The following is a 16,722-nucleotide window of genomic DNA, read 5'->3' on the forward strand; positions in this document are numbered from 1 at the left end:
GTGAGCGCAAGGCTCAGACGGCGGCCGGGTCCTCCTCGACGAGGAGGTTGCGGGTGCGGTTCGGGTCGAGCTGGATGCCGGGGCCCATGGTGGTGCTGACCGCGGCCTTCTTGATGTAGCGACCCTTGGCGGCGGACGGCTTCAGACGGAGGATCTCCTCCAGCGCGGCGCCGTAGTTCTCCACCAGCTTGGCGTCGTCGAAGGACGCCTTGCCGATGATGAAGTGCAGGTTCGAGTGCTTGTCGACGCGGAACTCGATCTTGCCGCCCTTGATCTCGGTCACGGCCTTGGCGGTGTCCGGGGTCACGGTGCCGGTCTTCGGGTTCGGCATCAGACCACGCGGGCCGAGGACGCGGCCGAGGCGGCCGACCTTGCCCATGAGGTCCGGGGTGGCGACGACGGCGTCGAAGTCCAGACGGCCCTTCGCCACCTCGTCGATCAGCTCGTCGGCACCGACGATGTCGGCGCCCGCGGCACGCGCGGCCTCGGCACGGTCACCGGTCGCGAAGACCAGGACCCGGGCGGTCTTACCGGTGCCGTGCGGAAGGTTCACGGTGCCACGGACCATCTGGTCGGCCTTGCGCGGGTCGACACCCAGACGGAAGGCGACCTCGACGGTGGCGTCGAACTTGGTCGTGGAGGTCTCCTTGGCGAGACGGACGGCCTCGAGCGGGGCGTACAGCTTCTCCCGGTCGACCTTGGCGTCCGCAGCGCGGAGAGCCTTGCTGCGCTTGCTCACAACTTGCTCCTGTGTGTTCTGAAAGGAGTCGTGGTCCCTGGGCCGAGCAGGCCCTGCCACGTGCGACCGGCTACGGCCGCATGACTGCTGGGGGGTGAGGTCAGCCCTCGACCGTGATGCCCATGGAACGGGCGGTGCCGGCGATGATCTTCGACGCGGCGTCCAGGTCGTTGGCGTTGAGGTCGGGCATCTTGGTCGTGGCGATCTCGCGGACCTGCGCCTCGGTGATCTTGGCGACCTTGGTCTTGTGCGGCTCGCCGGAGCCCTTCTCGACACCAGCGGCCTTGAGGATCATCTTCGCGGCCGGCGGCGTCTTGGTGACGAAGGTGAAGGAGCGGTCCTCGTAGACCGTGATCTCCACCGGGATCACCCAGCCACGCTGCGACTCGGTCGCGGCGTTGTACGCCTTGCAGAACTCCATGATGTTGACGCCGTGCTGACCGAGCGCGGGGCCGACCGGCGGGGCCGGGTTCGCCGCACCGGCGTTGATCTGGAGCTTGATGAGCCCCGTGACCTTCTTCTTCTTGGGAGGCATTACTCTCCGGGTCCTTTCGATTCGGGTCCATGCCCGCGCGCGGACCGAGTCCTGACGCAGGCATACCGCACAACGATAACGGGTATAGATGCGCGGCTTAAAACCGAGCAGGTCAGACGGGCTGAGACAGCCTGCCTGACCTGTTCGGAAGCGGTGGCTCCAGAGGGAACTAGTTCTTCTGGATCTGGTCGAAGGACAGCTCGACCGGCGTCTCGCGACCGAAGATCTCCACCAGACCCTTGACCTTCTTGGAGTCGGGGTTGATCTCGTTGATGGTCGCCTGGAGCGTGGCGAACGGGCCGTCGGTGACGGTGACCGAGTCGCCGACCTCGAAGTCCAGCACCTGGACCTCGACCTTGCGCTGCGGGGCGGGCTTGCCCTCGGCCTCGGCGGCCTCGCGGGCGGCCTTCTCCTCGGCCTCCGGGGCGAGCATCTTGACGATCTCGTCCAGGGTCAGCGGGTACGGGTCGTAGGCGTTGCCGACGAAGCCGGTGACGCCCGGGGTGTTGCGGACGACGCCCCAGGACTCGTTGGTCAGGTCCATGCGGACCAGGACGTAACCCGGCAGCTTGTTCTGCTTGATCGTCTTGCGGTCGCCGTTCTTGATCTGGACGACCTCTTCCTGCGGCACCTCGGCCTGGAAGATGTAGTCCTCGACGTTCAGCGAGACAGCGCGCTGCTCCAGGTTGGTCTTCACGCGGTTCTCGTAACCGGCGTAGGTGTGGATGACGTACCACTCACCGGGCAGGGTGCGCAGCTCCTCGCGCAGGGCCTCGACGGGGTCGACCGGCGCGGCCGGCTCCTCCTCGGCGGCCTCCGCGACAGCCTCTTCGGCGTCCTCCGCCGCTTCGGCGTCCTCGCCGTCCTCGTCCTCGACGTGCAGCGCGGCCTCCTCGGCCGGCTCGCCCGCCTCGTCGTCGGCAGCCTCGACCTCGTCCAGGTCCTCGTCCGCACCTTCGACGATGTCGAGCTCGTCTTCCACGGACTCGGCTTCCTGCCCGTGCGACTCGATGGCGTCGTTCAGGTTCTGGTCAGACACGGTGGCTGCTTCTTCCTGGATACATAGGGGTGGAACATGCGAAAACGGGCGCCGGTACCACGGCGCCCTTCGCTCTTGGCTCAGCCGAAGACGTACTTGGCCGCGTGGTTGAGCCCATAGTCAATCACGGTCACCAGGGCGATCATGATGGCGACGAAGAAGATCACCACAGTGGTGTACGACGTCAGCTGGTTGCGAGTCGGCCAGACGACCTTGCGGAGTTCCGCGACGATCTGGCGGTAGAAGGTGGCGAGGCGCTTCAGCGGGCCCTTCTTGGCGCGCTTGCCGCCCTTGCGGGCCTTCTTCTTGGACTCGGACACCTCGTCCTGGGCGTCAGGCATGTCGATGGAGCCCACGGCGTCCGTCATGCGTCCTCACCTGGTCCCGGGTCATGGCCGTGCCGCACCCGGTTTCTGGAGCCGCACGGCGGTGCATTACTGAACGTACATGCGCACACATCCTGGCGGTGTGTGTAGCAGGGCCGGAGGGACTTGAACCCCCAACCGCCGGTTTTGGAGACCGGTGCTCTACCAATTGAGCTACGACCCTTTGTGTGTCCCCCAACGTACCGCATCCGACCGGGTGCTCGGTGTGCACCGGTGCCGACGGCGGCTGCTGAAGGCCAACGAGGAGAGAGTGTACGTGGTCAACGGCCCGGCGTCGAACAGAAAGTGCCCGTCCGGGGCGGTGCGGCCGAAGATCGTCCTGGCCGGAGAGCGGGCAGGCCCCGGATTCGGATCCGTGTTCACCTGTCGCCCCCTGGCTGTTCAGTCTGTGAAACCCGTGTGCCGGGGACATTTCCGGTCTGGAACGATGGGCCGCATGAGCGCTGCAACCCCTCCCACCGAGCGCCGGGTCTCCGCCCGAGTCGGCGCGATCTCCGAGTCCGCCACCCTCGCCGTGGACGCCAAGGCCAAGGCCCTGAAGGCCGCCGGGCGTCCGGTGATCGGCTTCGGCGCCGGCGAGCCCGACTTCCCGACCCCGGACTACATCGTCGAGGCGGCCGTCGAGGCCTGCAAGAACCCCAAGTACCACCGCTACACGCCGGCCGGCGGCCTGCCCGAGCTGAAGGCCGCCATCGCCGCGAAGACGCTGCGCGACTCCGGCTACGAGCCCGAGGTCTCCGAGATCCTGGTGACCAACGGCGGCAAGCAGGCCATCTACGAGGCGTTCGCGGCGATCCTCGACCCGGGCGACGAGGTCATCGTCCCGGCCCCGTACTGGACGACGTACCCCGAGTCGATCCGCCTCGCGGGCGGTGTCCCGGTCGAGGTCGTGGCCGACGAGACCACCGGCTACCGCGTCGGCGTGGAGCAGCTGGAGGCGGCGCGCACGGAGAAGACCAAGGTCGTCCTCTTCGTCTCGCCGTCCAACCCGACCGGCGCGGTCTACAGCCGCGAGCAGGCCGAGGCGATCGGCCGCTGGGCCCACGAGCACGGCCTGTGGGTACTCACCGACGAGATCTACGAGCACCTCGTCTACGGCGACGCGGAGTTCACCTCCCTGCCGGCGCTCCTGCCCGAGCTGCGCGACAAGTGCATCGTGGTCAACGGCGTCGCGAAGACGTACGCCATGACCGGCTGGCGCGTGGGCTGGGTCATCGGCCCGAAGGACGTCGTCAAGGCCGCGACGAACCTCCAGTCGCACGCCACCTCGAACGTCTCCAACGTGGCCCAGGTGGCCGCGCTGGCCGCCGTCTCCGGTGACCTCACGGCCGTCGCGAAGATGCGCGAGGCCTTCGACCGGCGCCGCAGGACGATCGTGCGGATGCTCAACGAGATCGACGGCGTGCTCTGCCCCGAGCCCGAGGGCGCCTTCTACGCGTACCCGTCGGTCAAGGCCCTCCTCGGCAAGGAGATCCGCGGCAAGCGCCCGCAGAACACGGTCGAGCTGGCCGCGCTGATCCTGGAGGAGGCCGAGGTCGCGGTCGTCCCGGGCGAGGCCTTCGGCACGCCGGGCTACCTGCGGCTGTCGTACGCACTCGGTGACGAGGACCTCGTCGAGGGCGTGAGCCGGCTGCAGAAGCTGCTGGCGGAGGCCCGGGACTAGTTCCTGGTCACTACGCGCGCGTGCGGGCCGTTTCCCTGCGGGGAGACGGCCCGCTTCTGTGTGCGAGCAAGACCACGTTCAGGGAAACGACTTCCGGGAGTTCGGGGACGTACGGCAGGATCCTGGAATGGAGCGTGTACGTGATCTCTCTGAGCTGCCGAAAGCCCATCTGCACCTGCACTTCACCGGCTCGATGCGGCCGGCCACCGTGCTGGAACTGGCCGACAAGCACGGCGTCCGTCTGCCCGACGCCCTGACGGGCGCACTGACCAGCGGCGAGCCGCCGAGACTGCGGGCCACGGACGAGCGCGGCTGGTTCCGTTTCCAGCGGCTGTACGACGCGGCGCGCTCCTGCCTGCGCGAGCCGGAGGACATCCAGCGCCTCGTCCGCGAGGCCGCCGAGGAGGACCTGAAGGACGGCTCGGGCTGGCTGGAGATCCAGGTGGACCCGACGTCGTACGCGCCCCGGATGGGCGGCCTGATCCCGACGCTGGAGATCATCCTGGACGCGGTGGACACCACGGCCCGGGAGACCGGACTCGGCATGCGCGTCCTGGTCGCCGCCAACCGCATGAAGCATCCGCTGGACGCGCGCACCCTGGCCCGGCTGGCGGTGCGGTACGCGGACCGGGGCGTGGTCGGCTTCGGGCTCTCCAACGACGAGCGGCGCGGCATGGCGCGCGACTTCGACCGGGCCTTCCACATCGCGCGCGAGGGCGGCCTGCTGTCGGCCCCGCACGGCGGCGAGCTGACCGGCCCGGCCTCGGTGCGCGACTGCCTGGACGACCTGCACGCCCACCGGATCGGGCACGGCGTCCGCGCGGCGGAGGACCCGCGGCTGCTGAAGCGGCTGGCGGACCGGCAGGTGACCTGCGAGGTGTGCCCGGCGTCCAACGTGGCGCTCGGCGTGTACGAGAAGCCCGAGGACGTGCCGCTGCGCACGTTCTTCGAGGCGGGCGTCCCGATGGCGCTCGGCGCCGACGACCCGCTGCTGTTCGGCTCGCGGCTGGCCGCCCAGTACGAGATCGCCCGGCACGTCCACGGCTTCTCGGACGCCGAACTCGCCGAGCTGGCGCGTCAGTCGGTGCGCGGTTCGGCCGCCCCGAAGGACGTCAAGGCGCGGCTGCTGGCCGGCGTGGACGACTGGCTGGTGCGCCCGGCCGCCTGAAGCGGGCGTAGGGCGGATGGGGCTTGAAGCAGACGAGCACGTCGACGCAGTGTCCGCCGCCGGGCGGCTGGACCGGCGCCGGGGCGGCACCCGTCTGGTGCGGCCCGTTGCCCGCCGCGTGGGCGAACCAGACGGCCGTCCCGGCGAACACGTCCCTGCCGAAGAGCAAGAACGTACGCGCGTGCGTGGCGTGCCGCAGTTCGTCCCGGAAGCCGGCGCGGTCCGGACGCGCGCGCCAGGCGGCGGTGTCCCGCGCGGTGCGGGCCTCGTCGGTGCGGACGGCCGGCGGGGTGCCTCCGCGCAGCTTGCCGCGCGGTTCGGGCCACCGGCTGGGGCGCAGGCCGAGCGTGTGGTGGACCAGGACGAGGTCGACCAGTTCCCGGGCGCCCTCGTCGGGCGGGACGCCGTCGCGCAGCGGCACGTGGACGACGGTGTGCCGGGAGGTGGCGGAGGCGCCCGATGGGCTCGGGGGCGCGCAGCGAGGTGTGGCGCAGGGGGCGGAGGGCCCCGGCGTGCGGCTCACGCGGAGAGCGGCGCGACGGAGATTCCGCCCAGCAGGGTCTTCGCGAGCCGCGCGGCGAAGGCGTCGACCGGCGGCCGCTTCCCGGTGTCGGTGGCGTCGTAGGCGAAGGCGCGCTGCGCGCAGGCGCCCAGCAGCAGGGAGGCGGCCGCGAAGGTGTCGGCGTCGGCGCGGACGCGGCCCGCGGCCTGCTCGGCGCGCAGGTAGGCGTCCAGGTCCCGGATCGGCCGGTGCGGGCCCGAGCCGAGCTCGCGCAGCGCCTCGAAATGGCGCTCCTTGAGCTGCGGTTCGGCGTACAGGGAGGCGGCGATCGGGAAGCTCTGCTCGTAGAAGAGGGCGGCCTGGCGCGCGATCTCGGTGAGGTTGGCCTCCAGGGTGCCCTGTCCCGGTGCGGCGGCGAGGCCGCCGAGCAGCGGCGTGAGACGGGGCAGCCGCTCCTTGAGCACCTGGACGAACAGCTCTTCCTTGCTGTCGAAGTACTTGTAGAGAGCCGCTTCCGAGCAGCCGGCCGCGCGCGCGATCTCCTTGGTGGTGGCGCGGGCGAGCCCGACGGTGAGCATCAGCTCGTGTGCGGCGTCGAGGATGCGCACGCGCGCGGGCTTCGGCTCTGACTCCATGAGACGTCCAATCGGGCTTGACGGGTGGGTGAGTGTTTACCCACTCTAGAGGGAGCAGGGGTGAGTGAACACTCACCCACCCATCCCGAGTACGGGGGCAGCACTCATGAACCTCACCGTTTTCGGCGCCACCGGAGGCATCGGCCGGGAGATCGTCCGCCAGGCGCTCGACGCCGGCCACCGGGTCACCGCCGTCGTCCGCGATCCGTCCCGGTTCGACGTCACAGCCGTCAGGAGTGGCGCGCTGGACGTGTTCCAGGCCGACCTGAGCGACCCGGAGGGCGTGCGTGCCGCCGTCGCGGGCCGGGACGCCGTCCTGTCCGGCCTGGGCGCGCGCAGCCGCAAGGACGCCGGGGTGGCCACCCGGCTGACCCGCACGGTGCTGCGCGCCATGGAGGCCGAGGGCGTACGGCGGCTGCTGGTGGTCAGCGCCGGTCCGGTCGGCCCCGCGCCCGAGGGCGACGGCGCCCTGGACCGGACCGTGCGCGGGGTGGTGAAGGCCGTCCTCAAGGACGTCTACGCCGACCTCACCGAGATGGAGGCCGAGCTGGCCCGCAGCGGCACGGACTGGACCTCCGTGCGGCCCCCGCGCCTCCAGGACAAGCCGCTCACCGGCCGCTACCGCACGGTCGTCCACGGCTTCCCGCGGGCCGGCCGCTTCATCGCGCGCGCGGACGTCGCGCACGCGATGCTGTCGATGATCGACGACGAGCGGACGGTGAAGCAGGGAGTCGGCGTGGCCTACTGAACCGCCGTGCTAGAGGCTGACGCCCACGGTCACCGGTTCGTTGACGAGGGTGATCCCGAAGGCCTCGCGGACACCGGCGACGACCTCGCGGGCCAGCGCCAGCAGGTCCTCGGTGGTGGCCGCGCCCCGGTTGGTGAGGGCCAGGGTGTGCTTGGTGGAGATGCGGGCGGGCCCGGTGCCGTAGCCCTTGGTGAAGCCCGCCTTGTCGATCAGCCAGGCCGCGGAGGTCTTCGTGCGGCCCTCACCCGCCGGATAGGCGGGCGGCTCGACGCCCTCCCCCAGCCGCTCGCACGCGCACGCGTGGAACGCGGCGAACTGCTCGTCGGTGAGGATCGGGTTGGTGAAGAAGGACCCGGCCGACCAGGTGTCGTGGTCCTCGGGGTCGAGCACCATGCCCTTGCCGGCGCGCAGCTTCAGCACGGTCTCGCGGGCGTCGGCCAGCGGCACCCGGTCACCGGGCGCCACGCCGAGCGCCCGCGCCGCCTCCGCGTACTTGACCGGCGCCGACAGCCCGCCCGCGTCCTCCAGCCCGAAGCGGACGCGCAGGACGACGTAACGCGCGGGGTCGGCCTTGAAACGGCTGTGGCGGTACGAGAAGCCGCACTCCTCGTTCGTCAGCGTGACCGTCTCACCCGCGCGCCGGTCGTAGGCGATCACCTCGGTGATGGTGGAGGACACCTCCTGGCCGTAGGCGCCCACGTTCTGGATCGGCGTGGCGCCCGCGGAGCCCGGGATGCCGGCCAGGCACTCGATCCCGGCGAGCCCGGCCTCGACCGTGCGGGCCACGGCGTCCGTCCACACCTCGCCGGCGGCCAGCTCCAGCGTCGTACCGCGCAGTTCGGCGCCGCGCGTGGCGATGCGCAGGGCGGTGCCGTCGAAGCCCTTGTCGCCGATGACCAGGTTCGAGCCGCCGCCGACGATCAGCAGCGGGGTCCCGCTGTCGTCCGCCTCACGGACGGCGTCGATCACCTCGGCGTCGGTCTCGGCGGTCACCAACCGCGTCGCGGGGCCGCCCAGCCGGAACGTGGTCAGCGGGGCAAGGGGGGCGTCGTGGAGTACCTGCACGGCCCCAAGACTACGAGACGCCTCGGACAGCCCGTCACGCGCGCGGTCCCCCGGCCCGCCTCACCGGACGCCGCCCCGTCCGGCACACGGTGGCCCCGCGGATCCGGCCACGGCGCGCGCAGGCAACGCGTGCGTGGCCCTCGTCCGGCTGCGCCACGCCCGGCCGTCGGCCACGCTCTGCGACCGGCACGCACACACACGCACACGCGCGTGCCCGCGGCGGAGCGGTCGCCGGGGTCCGGGGAAGAACGGGCACCACGGGCCGGGCTCCTGTCGGTGAGTTCCCTGATCAGCGGGCGGTGGTCTCCAACGCGGCGGCTTCGCCGGAGGCGGGCCCCTGGGTGCGGTCGAGCGCCCGCTCGTCCTCCGGGCCGGCCGGGACGGCACCGCGGCGCGCCGGGATCACCAGGGCCGCCAATGCGGCGACGGCGACCACCGCCGAGCCGGTGACCAGGGCGGGCCGCAGGCCGTCCACGAAGCTCTGCGCACTCCCGTAACCGCCCCGCGCGGAGAAGATCGACGACATCACGGCGATGCCGAGCGCGCCGCCCACCTCGCGCAGCGCGTTGTTCGCGCCGGAGGCGATGCCCTGCTCCTGCGGGCGGACGCCGGACATCACGAGGTTGGCGGCCGGAGCGAAGTACAGGGCCATGCCGACCCCGCTGACGATCAGGGCGGGCAGCTGGACGGAGTAGGAGGCGTCCGCGGTGGCCACGACGGCCATGTAGCCGAGCCCGACGGCCTGGAGGAAGAGGCCGGCGGCGACGACCGGGCGGCCGCCGATGCGGTCGGACAGGATTCCGGCGACCGGCGCGACGAGCATCGGCATACCGGTCCACGGCAGCATCCGCAGGCCCGCCTCGGTGGGCGAGTAGCCGAGCACGCCCTGCATGTACTGGCTGAGCAGGAAGATCGAGCCGAACATCCCGACGAACATCAGCAGGCTGGCCGCGTTGATCCCGGCGAAGGCGCGGGAGCGGAACAGCCGCATGGGGAGCATCGGGTGCTCCGCGCGAGAGCTGTAGATCACGAAGCCGGCCAGCAGGGCGGCGCCGGAGAACAGCGCGGTGAGCACCACGACGTCGCTCCAGCCGTCGGCCGGCCCGCGGACCAGGCCGTAGACGACCCCGAAGAGCCCGCCGCTGGCCAGCAGCGTGCCGGGGACGTCGAGCGGGGATCCGGTGCCGTAGGACTCGGCGAGCCGCAGCCGGGCGAGCGGCAGCACGGCGAGACCCAGCGGCACGTTCAGCCAGAAGATCCAGTGCCAGGAGACGTGTTCGGTGAGGCTGCCGCCGATGAGCGGCCCGGAGGCGACGGCGAGGCCGTTGACGGCGCCCCAGATGCCGTACATCGTCCCGCGCCGGGCGGCGGGCACGGCCGCGGTCAGCAGGGTCAGCGTGAGCGGCATCATCACGGCCGCGCCGACACCCTGGACCGCGCGGGCGGCGATCAGCGAGCCGATGCCGGGCGCCATGGCCGCGGCGGCGGACGCGCCGGTGAACACGGTGAGTCCGGCGATGAAGAGCCGTCGGCGCCCGAAGCGGTCACCGAGTGCGGCGCCGAACATCAGCAGGACGGCGAAGGTGAGCGTGTAGGCGCTCACGGTCCATTCGAGGTCGTCCAGCGCCCCGCCGAGATCCTTGCGGATGGAGGGCAGGGCGGTGGTGACGACGAGGTTGTCGAGGGCCGCCATGAATCCGGCGACACTGGTGATCACGAGGGCCCAGACGGCTCCCCCGCGGCCTGTGCTCGGTGCGTTCTGCTGTGACATCTCTCCCCCAGAGAGCGATTCGGTTAGTTATTGATGACTAACTTTCGTGGTCATGAAAAAGCGCCGGTCCTCCCGGTCCACGACGCCCCTACTCCTCCAGGCAGCCCTTGGACTCGCCCGACGCGTAGATCCCCTCCCACACCCGGTGCCCGCCCGGGAAGCCCATGGCCACCAGGCAGTTGATGAGCATCCCGTGCGCCATGAAGGCGGTCGTCCCGTCGGCGTCCGCGCCGAGCGCCGCGCGCACGGTGTCCCACAGGCGCATCCAGCCGGCCCGCACCCCCTCGCCGAACTCGCGGTCACCCTCCGCCTCGGCCGCCGCCACGGCGACGTACATCTGCATCTGCATCATCAGCCGCTCGGGCCGCTCCGCGATGACCCTGGTGTACGCGTTCGCCATGGCACTCTGGGCCTCCTGGCCCTCCAGCCCCTTCGCGGCCTCCTCGAAGGTGCGGATGGTGTCCTCCACACAGCGGTCGGCCGCCGCGAGGAAGATCGCCTTCTTGCCCGGGAAGAGCCGGAAGAGATACGGCTGCGAGACCCCGACCCGCCGGGCGATCGCCTCCGTGGTCGCGCCGTGGTAGCCACCGCGCGCGAACTCGGCGGTCGCCGCGCGAATGACGCTCTCGCGCCGCTCCTCCGCACTCATCCTGGGCATGGCGGCTAAGTTAGTACTCAATCACTAACTTAGCAATCGCGACCCGCTCGGAATGCACGGAGCGGAACGTACGTAAGGGGCGCCCTCCAGGAGGACGCCCCTTACCTCAGCACTGCGCGCCGGCCGGCTCAGCGCGTCACGTATGCCGTCCGGCCAGTCGTACGACGGCCCGGGACATCCCCAGCACCTTCTGGCCGCCGCTGGTCGCCGTCAGGTCCACGCGGACGGTGTTGTCGTCCAGCTTGGCCGCGACCTTGCCGCTGACCTCGATCAGGGCGCCCTTGTCGTCGTTCGGCACGACGACCGGCTTGGTGAAGCGGACGCCGTACTCCACGACCGCGCCCGGGTCCCCGGTCCAGTCGGTGACCACGCGGACCGCCTCGGCCATCGTGAACATGCCGTGCGCGATGACGTCCGGCAGCCCGACCTCCTTGGCGAACTTCTCGTTCCAGTGGATCGGGTTGAAGTCCCCGGAGGCGCCCGCGTAACGCACGAGGGTGGCGCGGGTCACGGGGAAGGTCTGCGCCGGAAGCTCGGTGCCGACCTCGACGTCGTCGTACGCGATCTTCGCCGTCATCAGGTCCTCACGCCTCCTCGGCCGCGCGGGCCACGAGCTTGGTCCAGGCGGTCACGACGTGCTCGCCCGCCTCGTCGTGCACCTCACCGCGGATGTCCAGGATGTCGTTGCCCGCGAGGGACTTGATCGCCTCGATGGTGGAGGTGACCGTGAGCCGGTCGCCGGCACGCACCGGGCGGCTGTAGGCGAACTTCTGGTCGCCGTGCACCACGCGGCTGTAGTCGAGGCCGAGCTGCGGGTCCTCGATCACCTGGCCCGCGGCCCGGAACGTGATCGAGAACACGAACGTGGGCGGGGCGATCACATCGGAATACCCGAACGCCTTCGCGGCCTCCGGATCCGTGAACGCCGGGTTGGCCTCTCCCACCGCCTCGGCGAACTCGCGGATCTTCTCCCGGCCCACCTCGTAGGGCGCGGTGGGCGGGTAGGTCCGTCCCACGAAGGACTGGTCGAGCGCCATGGCCCGGCACCTCCTGAAGTCTGCTGTGATGGCCCCAAAACTAGCCGTAACCGGCCAGGGAATACGCGGGGGACGACGTGGACCCGGCAAGCTGGACGCGGCAAGCCGGATTCCGGATCTTCCGGTCGGCGATCCGGTGAAACGACGCGAGGCCGCCCCCTCGAAAGGGGACGGCCTCGCATACGAGCCTGATCAGCGCGTTTCGCGGTGCGCAGTGTGCGCGTTGCAACGCGGGCAGTGCTTCTTCATCTCCAGGCGATCCGGGTTGTTACGCCGGTTCTTCTTGGTGATGTAGTTCCGCTCCTTGCACTCCACGCAGGCCAGCGTGATCTTCGGGCGGACGTCGGTGGCAGCCACGTGAGTGCTCCTAAGACGAACGGATGGACTGATTCAACGCAAGAAAGAGTAGCCGATCGAAGGACCGACCCCGCAATCGGCTACTGTCAGTAGCGGTGACCGGACTTGAACCGGTGACACAGCGATTATGAGCCGCTTGCTCTACCGACTGAGCTACACCGCTGTGATGCGATCGGACCCCGCCTTTCGACGGGAACCTCTCACACCAGAGCCCCAAAACGGAATCGAACCGTTGACCTTCTCCTTACCATGGAGACGCTCTGCCGACTGAGCTATTGGGGCGAGCGATGAAGACATTACACGGTCCGCCGCCGTTCACCCAAATCCGTATCCGGCAGCCCTTCCCAGCCCTCATCTCAGCCCGCGCAGCCGCCTCCTGAGCCGCAGAAGAGGCGCGGCCGCGGACCCGTGCGGGGCCTTTCCACCCCGCGCTTCTCGCGCCTCGGGAGGTGGCGACGGAGGGTGCTCGGGGTCGGAGTCACACGCACGCTTGCGCCCGCCTTCGCGGGCTCGGGTTCGTCGGCCCCGGTCCGCAGGCCCGGGTGTGCCGGCCCAGGTGCGCTGGTTCGAGGTCCCTGCGGCGGGCGCTCGGCGGGGCACGCGCGCGCGGGCGCCACGCAGTTGACGGGTGCGGGTGGCGGTGACGAGGAGGGTCCGGCACACGCGCGTGGGCGTCATCAGCCCGCCTGCGTCTCCGGACGCCTCGCCGTCGGGATGCGGCACGCGCGCGTGGGTGTCGTCGCGCTTGGGCGTCGTCGCGCTTTGCGTCGTCGGGAGAGGCGGGGGGCCACGCGGGCGGGCGACATCTGTACTGCCATGGGCGGACCACACCGGTACGACTATTGCGCTCCTACGCATCCCGCGCGGCTCGCCACCCTAGGCTCGACTCGCTCTGCGTGATCTTGGGGGCAAAGCGCCCCGCAGCCCTCACGCGAGCCCGCCCCGAGCCCCCGGCCCCGACCCTGGAGCGCGATGCCCGACAGTCAGCCGCAGCCCCACCAGCCGTCGAACTTCCCGGGTTCCTCCGGGCCGTCCGACCCTGCCGCCCTGCTGCTGTGCGGGGCGCGGCTCACCGACGGCCGGACCGTGGACGTACGGCTGGGCGGCGGGCGCATCGAGGCGGTGGGCACGACCGGCAGTCTCGCGCCGGGACCGGCCCGTACGGGCGCCACACGCCTGGATCTCAGCGGCTATCTGCTCCTGCCGGCCCCGGCCGAACCGCACGCCCACGGCGACACCGCCCTGTCCGCCGAGCGCCCCGGGCCGGTGTCGTACGCCCCGGACGACGTCCAGCGCCGGGCGACGGAGGCGGCCCTGCTGCAGCTCGGGCACGGGGCGACGGCGGTACGCGCGCACGTGCGCGTGGGTGACGTCCAGGGCCTCGGCGCGTTGGGCGCCGTCCTCCAGGCGCGGCGGTCGCTGCGGGGGCTCGCGGAGCTGACGACGGTGGCGACGCCGCGCCTGCTGACCGGCGCGGCCGGGGCCGACGGGCTCGCGATGCTGCGCGACGCGCTGAAGATGGGCGCCGCCGTGGTGGGCGGCTGCCCCGACCTGGACCCCGACCCCGCCGGCTACGTCGAGGCGGTCCTGGAGATGGCCTCCGAGCACGGCTGCCCGGTGGACCTGCACACGGACGCCGCCGACCCGGCCCGCCTGTCCCGGCTCGCGGCCATGGCGGGGGGCCTGCGCCCCGGCGTGGCGATCGGGCCGTGCGCCGGGCTTTCGCGCCTGCCCTCCGAGGTCGCCTCCCGCGCCGCCGACCAGCTCGCGGCGGCCGGGGTCACCGTGGTGTGCCTGCCTCAGGGCGGCTGCTGCGCCGCCGACCGCCGGGGCACGCCTCCCGTACGGATGCTGCGCTCGGCCGGGGTGCGGGTGGCGGCCGGCAGCGGCGCCCTGCGCGACGTCTCCAACCCGGTCGGCCGCGGCGACCCCCTGGAGGCCGCCTACCTGCTCGCCTCCGCCCACGGCCTGCGCCCGGAGGCGGCCTACGACGCCGTGAGCACCTCGGCCCGCGCGGTCCTGGGTCTGCCGGAGGTGCGCGTGGAGGCGGGCTTCCCCGCCGACCTCCTGGCCGTGCGCGGCGAGCGCCTCCCCGGCGCCCTCTCCCTGGCCTACAGCCGGATCGTGATCCACCGGGGGCGCGTGGTCGCCCGCACGAGCGCGGTCCGCGAGTACTGCAACTCGGCGGCGGCAGCGGAGCTGGGGCTGCCCCGGCAGGGGCGCGGCGACCTGTCGTAGGCGGGCGCACGGCGCTGCCGCCGGGGGGTGGGCGCGAACGGTCCCAGTGCACGCGGGGCGCCGTACGCGCCCGCCAGGCGCATGGCTCCGGACGCGCGCCCCATGCCTCCTGTGCACGCCCGGCGCAGGGCCGGGCGCGCGAGCCCGGCGCGCTCCGGCCATGCCGGTTAACCCGTGCGGCGGATGCGCCTCTTCGGGCGTACGGTCGGATTCATGCGCATTGTCATCGCTGGTGGTCATGGTCAGATCGCGCTGCGGCTGGAGCGTCTGCTCTCCGCGCGCGGGGAAGAGGTCGCGGGGATCATCCGCAAGTCCGAGCAGGGCAACGCTCTGCGGACGGCCGGCGCCGAGCCGGTCCTGCTCGACCTGGAGTCCGCCTCGGTGGAGGAGGTCGCGGCACATCTCCAGGGAGCCGACGCGGCGGTCTTCGCGGCCGGCGCGGGCCCGGGCAGCGGCACGGCCCGCAAGGAGACGGTGGACAAGGGCGCGGCGATGCTGTTCGCGGACGCGGCGGTCCGCGCGGGCGTACGGCGCTTCCTGGTCGTGTCCTCGATGGGCGCGGATCCCGCGCACCAGGGCGACGACGTCTTCGACGCGTACCTGCGGGCCAAGGGCGAGGCCGACGCGTACGTGACCCGCCAGAAGGCCCTGGACTGGACGATCCTGCGCCCCGGCTCGCTGACGAACGACGCCGGTACCGGCCAGGTCCGCCTGGAGGCGCACACCGGGCGCGGGATGATCCCGCGGGACGACGTGGCAGCCGTCCTCGCGGAGTTGGTGGACACTCCGGCGACGACCGGCCTGACGCTGGAGCTGATCAGCGGATCGCAGCCGGTGTCGGTCGCGGTGAAGTCGGTGGCCGGGAACTGAGGCGGGCCACCGGCCGTTGAACGGTCGGAGCCACCACCGACCACCACCTCACCGACCGCTGCCCCGCCGCCCGCTGTCACTCCGTCAGATGTCTCCAGGTCAGAACAGGGGCAGTTGCCCGGGAAACTCCGGTACGGCGTATCCGTCCAACGCCGACTGGACCGCCCCGAGTTGCGCCTGCCGACGCGACCCGGCGCAGGAGACGAGTTCACCGTTCTCCCGCGCCCCGGGCGGGTCGTGCCGCGCGAAACGACCCGCGACGACGGCGATGTCGCGGCGGCAGACGGGGCAGGTTCTGCGTCGGGAGGGCATGCCGCCAGTGTGCCCGTACGCGTGCGCGTGCGACAGCGCCGGTCAGGTGCGGGTCTCGGCCTCCCAGCGGTCGGGCCCCACCCCGCGCCAGTCGATCAGAGGCGAGTCGGCCACCTGCTCCGGCTCCATCTCCAGCCCCGCGCGGCGCAGGAACTCCACCAGGTCCCGCAGGCTGTGCGCCAGGCCGAGGATCTCGCCGTCCACGCGGACGCGACGACCACCGGTCGGGGACGGCAGGTGCACGATGATGGGTCGCTTCCCGGCCATGGCTCCAGCATCGTCCGCGCCGCCGAGCCCCGCACCCTGACCGGTCATCCCGAACTCCCCTTTATCGCTCACACGTTCGATTCTAGTGAAGGATGCCCAGGACGCTCTCCATCAAGCCCCCTGGGTCGCGTTCCGGCACCCGGCCTGGCCTGCCTGGCTACAGTGATGAAATGTTCAAATCACGCAAAGTGCATGAAGAAGACGCCTGGGACGGCATCGTCATCGACAAGACCCGCGAGGCGCCCGACGGTTCGAACCACTACCACTACGTCGAAGTCCGCCTCCAGGACGGCACGACCAAGAAGGCCCGCATCGACAAGGCCCTCTGGGAGTCGCTGGCCACCGGCGATCGACTCGTCAAGGAAGCGGGCACCACGGCCCCGGTCAAGGCGCACCCGTAGCCGGCAGCGAACAGCCGACGACCGGCGGCAGGGCCGGACAGGGCACGCCGATCGGGAGAACGACGAGAGCCCCGTGATCTGCTCTCACAGATCACGGGGCTCTCGTTCCCGTGTGGCGGCGCCAGGATTCGAACCTGGGAAGGCTGAGCCGGCAGATTTACAGTCCTTGCAGGTTCCCACCCCTGAAGCCGCTGTGACCTGCGGAGATGCCACGGCGTCCAGGGGCACACCCACTCGCCGTCCACACCTCGTCCAGGGATGGGACGATGCCGCCGCGCAGGCGTTGCCTGGTGGCGCCCCCAGGCTCGCTCAGTGGTCTCGCCTCACGCTG

General features: G+C 71.4%; 19 protein-coding genes, 4 tRNA genes and 1 pseudogene. 6 read left to right on the forward strand and 18 right to left on the reverse strand.

What is annotated here, in order from left to right; all coding sequences use genetic code 11:
* Positions 1-13: 13 nt before the first annotated feature.
* The 5 genes from rplA to ACFC8N_RS36930 all read right to left on the reverse strand — a co-directional run bounded on the left by rplA (position 14) and on the right by ACFC8N_RS36930 (position 2,862).
* Positions 14-739 (reverse strand): 50S ribosomal protein L1, encoded by a 726-nt coding sequence (rplA, locus tag ACFC8N_RS36910; protein WP_071385037.1) that lies wholly within the window; start codon positions 737-739, stop codon positions 14-16.
* 100 nt (positions 740-839) lie between these two features.
* On the reverse strand, positions 840-1,274 hold the full coding sequence (gene rplK / locus ACFC8N_RS36915; protein ID WP_018543896.1) for a 50S ribosomal protein L11: 435 nt from the start codon (positions 1,272-1,274) through the stop codon (positions 840-842).
* Positions 1,275-1,443: 169 nt separating this feature from the next.
* On the reverse strand, positions 1,444-2,313 hold the full coding sequence (nusG, locus tag ACFC8N_RS36920; protein WP_356027400.1) for a transcription termination/antitermination protein NusG: 870 nt from the start codon (positions 2,311-2,313) through the stop codon (positions 1,444-1,446).
* A gap of 80 nt (positions 2,314-2,393) precedes the next feature.
* Entirely contained in the window at positions 2,394-2,681 is a 288-nt protein-coding gene (secE, locus tag ACFC8N_RS36925) for a preprotein translocase subunit SecE (protein WP_356027402.1), read from the reverse strand.
* 108 nt (positions 2,682-2,789) lie between these two features.
* A tRNA-Trp gene (locus ACFC8N_RS36930) sits at positions 2,790-2,862 on the reverse strand.
* Positions 2,863-3,135: 273 nt separating this feature from the next.
* Here ACFC8N_RS36930 and ACFC8N_RS36935 point away from each other — a divergent pair.
* Positions 3,136-4,362, forward strand: a complete 1,227-nt coding sequence (locus tag ACFC8N_RS36935; RefSeq protein WP_356027405.1) for a pyridoxal phosphate-dependent aminotransferase — start codon at positions 3,136-3,138, stop codon at positions 4,360-4,362.
* 127 nt (positions 4,363-4,489) lie between these two features.
* Entirely contained in the window at positions 4,490-5,530 is a 1,041-nt protein-coding gene (locus ACFC8N_RS36940) for an adenosine deaminase (protein ID WP_362823183.1), read from the forward strand.
* Here ACFC8N_RS36940 and ACFC8N_RS36945 read toward each other — a convergent pair.
* Together ACFC8N_RS36945 and ACFC8N_RS36950 are read right to left on the reverse strand one after the other, a co-directional pair.
* Positions 5,475-6,030: pseudogene (locus tag ACFC8N_RS36945) on the reverse strand (hypothetical protein); the annotation flags it as partial. The gene ACFC8N_RS36940 and the pseudogene ACFC8N_RS36945 sit on opposite strands and share 56 nt — an antisense overlap.
* A 19-nt stretch (positions 6,031-6,049) precedes the next feature.
* Positions 6,050-6,667, reverse strand: coding sequence for a TetR/AcrR family transcriptional regulator (locus ACFC8N_RS36950; RefSeq protein WP_356027409.1), 618 nt, complete (start codon positions 6,665-6,667; stop codon positions 6,050-6,052).
* 106 nt (positions 6,668-6,773) lie between these two features.
* Here ACFC8N_RS36950 and ACFC8N_RS36955 point away from each other — a divergent pair, with 106 nt between their 5' ends.
* A complete protein-coding gene (locus ACFC8N_RS36955) occupies positions 6,774-7,415 on the forward strand; it encodes an NAD(P)H-binding protein (RefSeq protein ID WP_356027412.1) in 642 nt (213 codons plus the stop codon).
* 9 nt (positions 7,416-7,424) lie between these two features.
* Here ACFC8N_RS36955 and ACFC8N_RS36960 read toward each other — a convergent pair whose 3' ends face one another.
* From ACFC8N_RS36960 to ACFC8N_RS36995, 8 genes are all read right to left on the reverse strand, one after another.
* A complete protein-coding gene (locus ACFC8N_RS36960; protein WP_356027607.1) occupies positions 7,425-8,510 on the reverse strand; it encodes a UDP-N-acetylmuramate dehydrogenase in 1,086 nt (361 codons plus the stop codon).
* 259 nt (positions 8,511-8,769) lie between these two features.
* On the reverse strand, positions 8,770-10,251 hold the full coding sequence (locus ACFC8N_RS36965; RefSeq protein ID WP_356027414.1) for a DHA2 family efflux MFS transporter permease subunit: 1,482 nt from the start codon (positions 10,249-10,251) through the stop codon (positions 8,770-8,772).
* 88 nt (positions 10,252-10,339) lie between these two features.
* Positions 10,340-10,909: a TetR/AcrR family transcriptional regulator gene (locus ACFC8N_RS36970; RefSeq protein WP_362823185.1), complete on the reverse strand. Its 570-nt coding sequence runs from the start codon at positions 10,907-10,909 to the stop codon at positions 10,340-10,342.
* 136 nt (positions 10,910-11,045) lie between these two features.
* The gene (locus ACFC8N_RS36975; RefSeq protein ID WP_376293366.1) at positions 11,046-11,486 is read right to left on the reverse strand and encodes a MaoC family dehydratase; all 441 of its coding nucleotides are present in this window, start codon (positions 11,484-11,486) and stop codon (positions 11,046-11,048) included.
* A 7-nt stretch (positions 11,487-11,493) separates the two neighbouring features.
* Positions 11,494-11,946, reverse strand: coding sequence for a MaoC family dehydratase N-terminal domain-containing protein (locus ACFC8N_RS36980; RefSeq protein WP_071373380.1), 453 nt, complete (start codon positions 11,944-11,946; stop codon positions 11,494-11,496).
* Positions 11,947-12,138: 192 nt separating this feature from the next.
* The gene (rpmG, locus tag ACFC8N_RS36985) at positions 12,139-12,303 is read right to left on the reverse strand and encodes a 50S ribosomal protein L33 (protein WP_003948671.1); all 165 of its coding nucleotides are present in this window, start codon (positions 12,301-12,303) and stop codon (positions 12,139-12,141) included.
* A 90-nt stretch (positions 12,304-12,393) separates the two neighbouring features.
* Positions 12,394-12,466: transfer RNA gene (locus ACFC8N_RS36990), tRNA-Met, on the reverse strand.
* A gap of 46 nt (positions 12,467-12,512) precedes the next feature.
* Positions 12,513-12,585: transfer RNA gene (locus ACFC8N_RS36995), tRNA-Thr, on the reverse strand.
* 690 nt (positions 12,586-13,275) lie between these two features.
* On the opposite strand from ACFC8N_RS36995, the gene ACFC8N_RS37000 reads away from it, so the two are divergent.
* Both ACFC8N_RS37000 and ACFC8N_RS37005 read left to right on the forward strand, forming a co-directional pair.
* Positions 13,276-14,541 carry a hydrolase gene (locus ACFC8N_RS37000; RefSeq protein ID WP_376293370.1) on the forward strand — a complete coding sequence of 422 codons (1,266 nt, stop codon included), beginning with the start codon at positions 13,276-13,278 and terminating at the stop codon, positions 14,539-14,541.
* Between the two features lie 213 nt (positions 14,542-14,754).
* The gene (locus tag ACFC8N_RS37005) at positions 14,755-15,411 is read left to right on the forward strand and encodes an SDR family oxidoreductase (protein WP_356027422.1); all 657 of its coding nucleotides are present in this window, start codon (positions 14,755-14,757) and stop codon (positions 15,409-15,411) included.
* Positions 15,412-15,510: 99 nt separating this feature from the next.
* Here ACFC8N_RS37005 and ACFC8N_RS37010 read toward each other — a convergent pair whose 3' ends face one another.
* Positions 15,511-15,723 (reverse strand): hypothetical protein, encoded by a 213-nt coding sequence (locus ACFC8N_RS37010; RefSeq protein WP_376293371.1) that lies wholly within the window; start codon positions 15,721-15,723, stop codon positions 15,511-15,513.
* Between the two features lie 42 nt (positions 15,724-15,765).
* Positions 15,766-15,990, reverse strand: a complete 225-nt coding sequence (locus tag ACFC8N_RS37015; RefSeq protein ID WP_356027610.1) for a hypothetical protein — start codon at positions 15,988-15,990, stop codon at positions 15,766-15,768.
* A gap of 170 nt (positions 15,991-16,160) precedes the next feature.
* Between ACFC8N_RS37015 and ACFC8N_RS37020 the strand changes: the two genes are divergently transcribed.
* A complete protein-coding gene (locus tag ACFC8N_RS37020) occupies positions 16,161-16,391 on the forward strand; it encodes a hypothetical protein (RefSeq protein WP_376293373.1) in 231 nt (76 codons plus the stop codon).
* Between the two features lie 113 nt (positions 16,392-16,504).
* On the opposite strand, the gene ACFC8N_RS37025 is transcribed toward ACFC8N_RS37020, so the two are convergent.
* Positions 16,505-16,581 (reverse strand) — tRNA-Tyr (locus ACFC8N_RS37025).
* Between the last annotated feature and the right edge of the window lie 141 nt (positions 16,582-16,722).

Origin of the sequence: Streptomyces sp. NPDC055966, from assembly GCF_042269865.1 — a bacterium.
In the GTDB taxonomy this organism is placed as follows: Bacteria; Actinomycetota; Actinomycetes; order Streptomycetales; family Streptomycetaceae; genus Streptomyces.

Coding starts and splice junctions, on each gene's coding strand:
- rplK (WP_018543896.1), bottom strand. CDS start 1,274: ATGCCTCCCAAGAAGAAGAAGGTCACGGGGCTCATCAAGCTCCAGATC.
- secE (WP_356027402.1), bottom strand. CDS start 2,681: ATGACGGACGCCGTGGGCTCCATCGACATGCCTGACGCCCAGGACGAG.
- ACFC8N_RS36935 (WP_356027405.1), top strand. CDS start 3,136: ATGAGCGCTGCAACCCCTCCCACCGAGCGCCGGGTCTCCGCCCGAGTC.
- ACFC8N_RS36940 (WP_362823183.1), top strand. CDS start 4,490: ATGGAGCGTGTACGTGATCTCTCTGAGCTGCCGAAAGCCCATCTGCAC.
- ACFC8N_RS36950 (WP_356027409.1), bottom strand. CDS start 6,667: ATGGAGTCAGAGCCGAAGCCCGCGCGCGTGCGCATCCTCGACGCCGCA.
- ACFC8N_RS36955 (WP_356027412.1), top strand. CDS start 6,774: ATGAACCTCACCGTTTTCGGCGCCACCGGAGGCATCGGCCGGGAGATC.
- ACFC8N_RS36965 (WP_356027414.1), bottom strand. CDS start 10,251: ATGTCACAGCAGAACGCACCGAGCACAGGCCGCGGGGGAGCCGTCTGG.
- ACFC8N_RS36970 (WP_362823185.1), bottom strand. CDS start 10,909: ATGCCCAGGATGAGTGCGGAGGAGCGGCGCGAGAGCGTCATTCGCGCG.
- ACFC8N_RS36975 (WP_376293366.1), bottom strand. CDS start 11,486: ATGACGGCGAAGATCGCGTACGACGACGTCGAGGTCGGCACCGAGCTT.
- ACFC8N_RS36980 (WP_071373380.1), bottom strand. CDS start 11,946: ATGGCGCTCGACCAGTCCTTCGTGGGACGGACCTACCCGCCCACCGCG.
- ACFC8N_RS37000 (WP_376293370.1), top strand. CDS start 13,276: ATGCCCGACAGTCAGCCGCAGCCCCACCAGCCGTCGAACTTCCCGGGT.
- ACFC8N_RS37005 (WP_356027422.1), top strand. CDS start 14,755: ATGCGCATTGTCATCGCTGGTGGTCATGGTCAGATCGCGCTGCGGCTG.
- ACFC8N_RS37010 (WP_376293371.1), bottom strand. CDS start 15,723: ATGCCCTCCCGACGCAGAACCTGCCCCGTCTGCCGCCGCGACATCGCC.
- ACFC8N_RS37015 (WP_356027610.1), bottom strand. CDS start 15,990: ATGGCCGGGAAGCGACCCATCATCGTGCACCTGCCGTCCCCGACCGGT.
- ACFC8N_RS37020 (WP_376293373.1), top strand. CDS start 16,161: ATGTTCAAATCACGCAAAGTGCATGAAGAAGACGCCTGGGACGGCATC.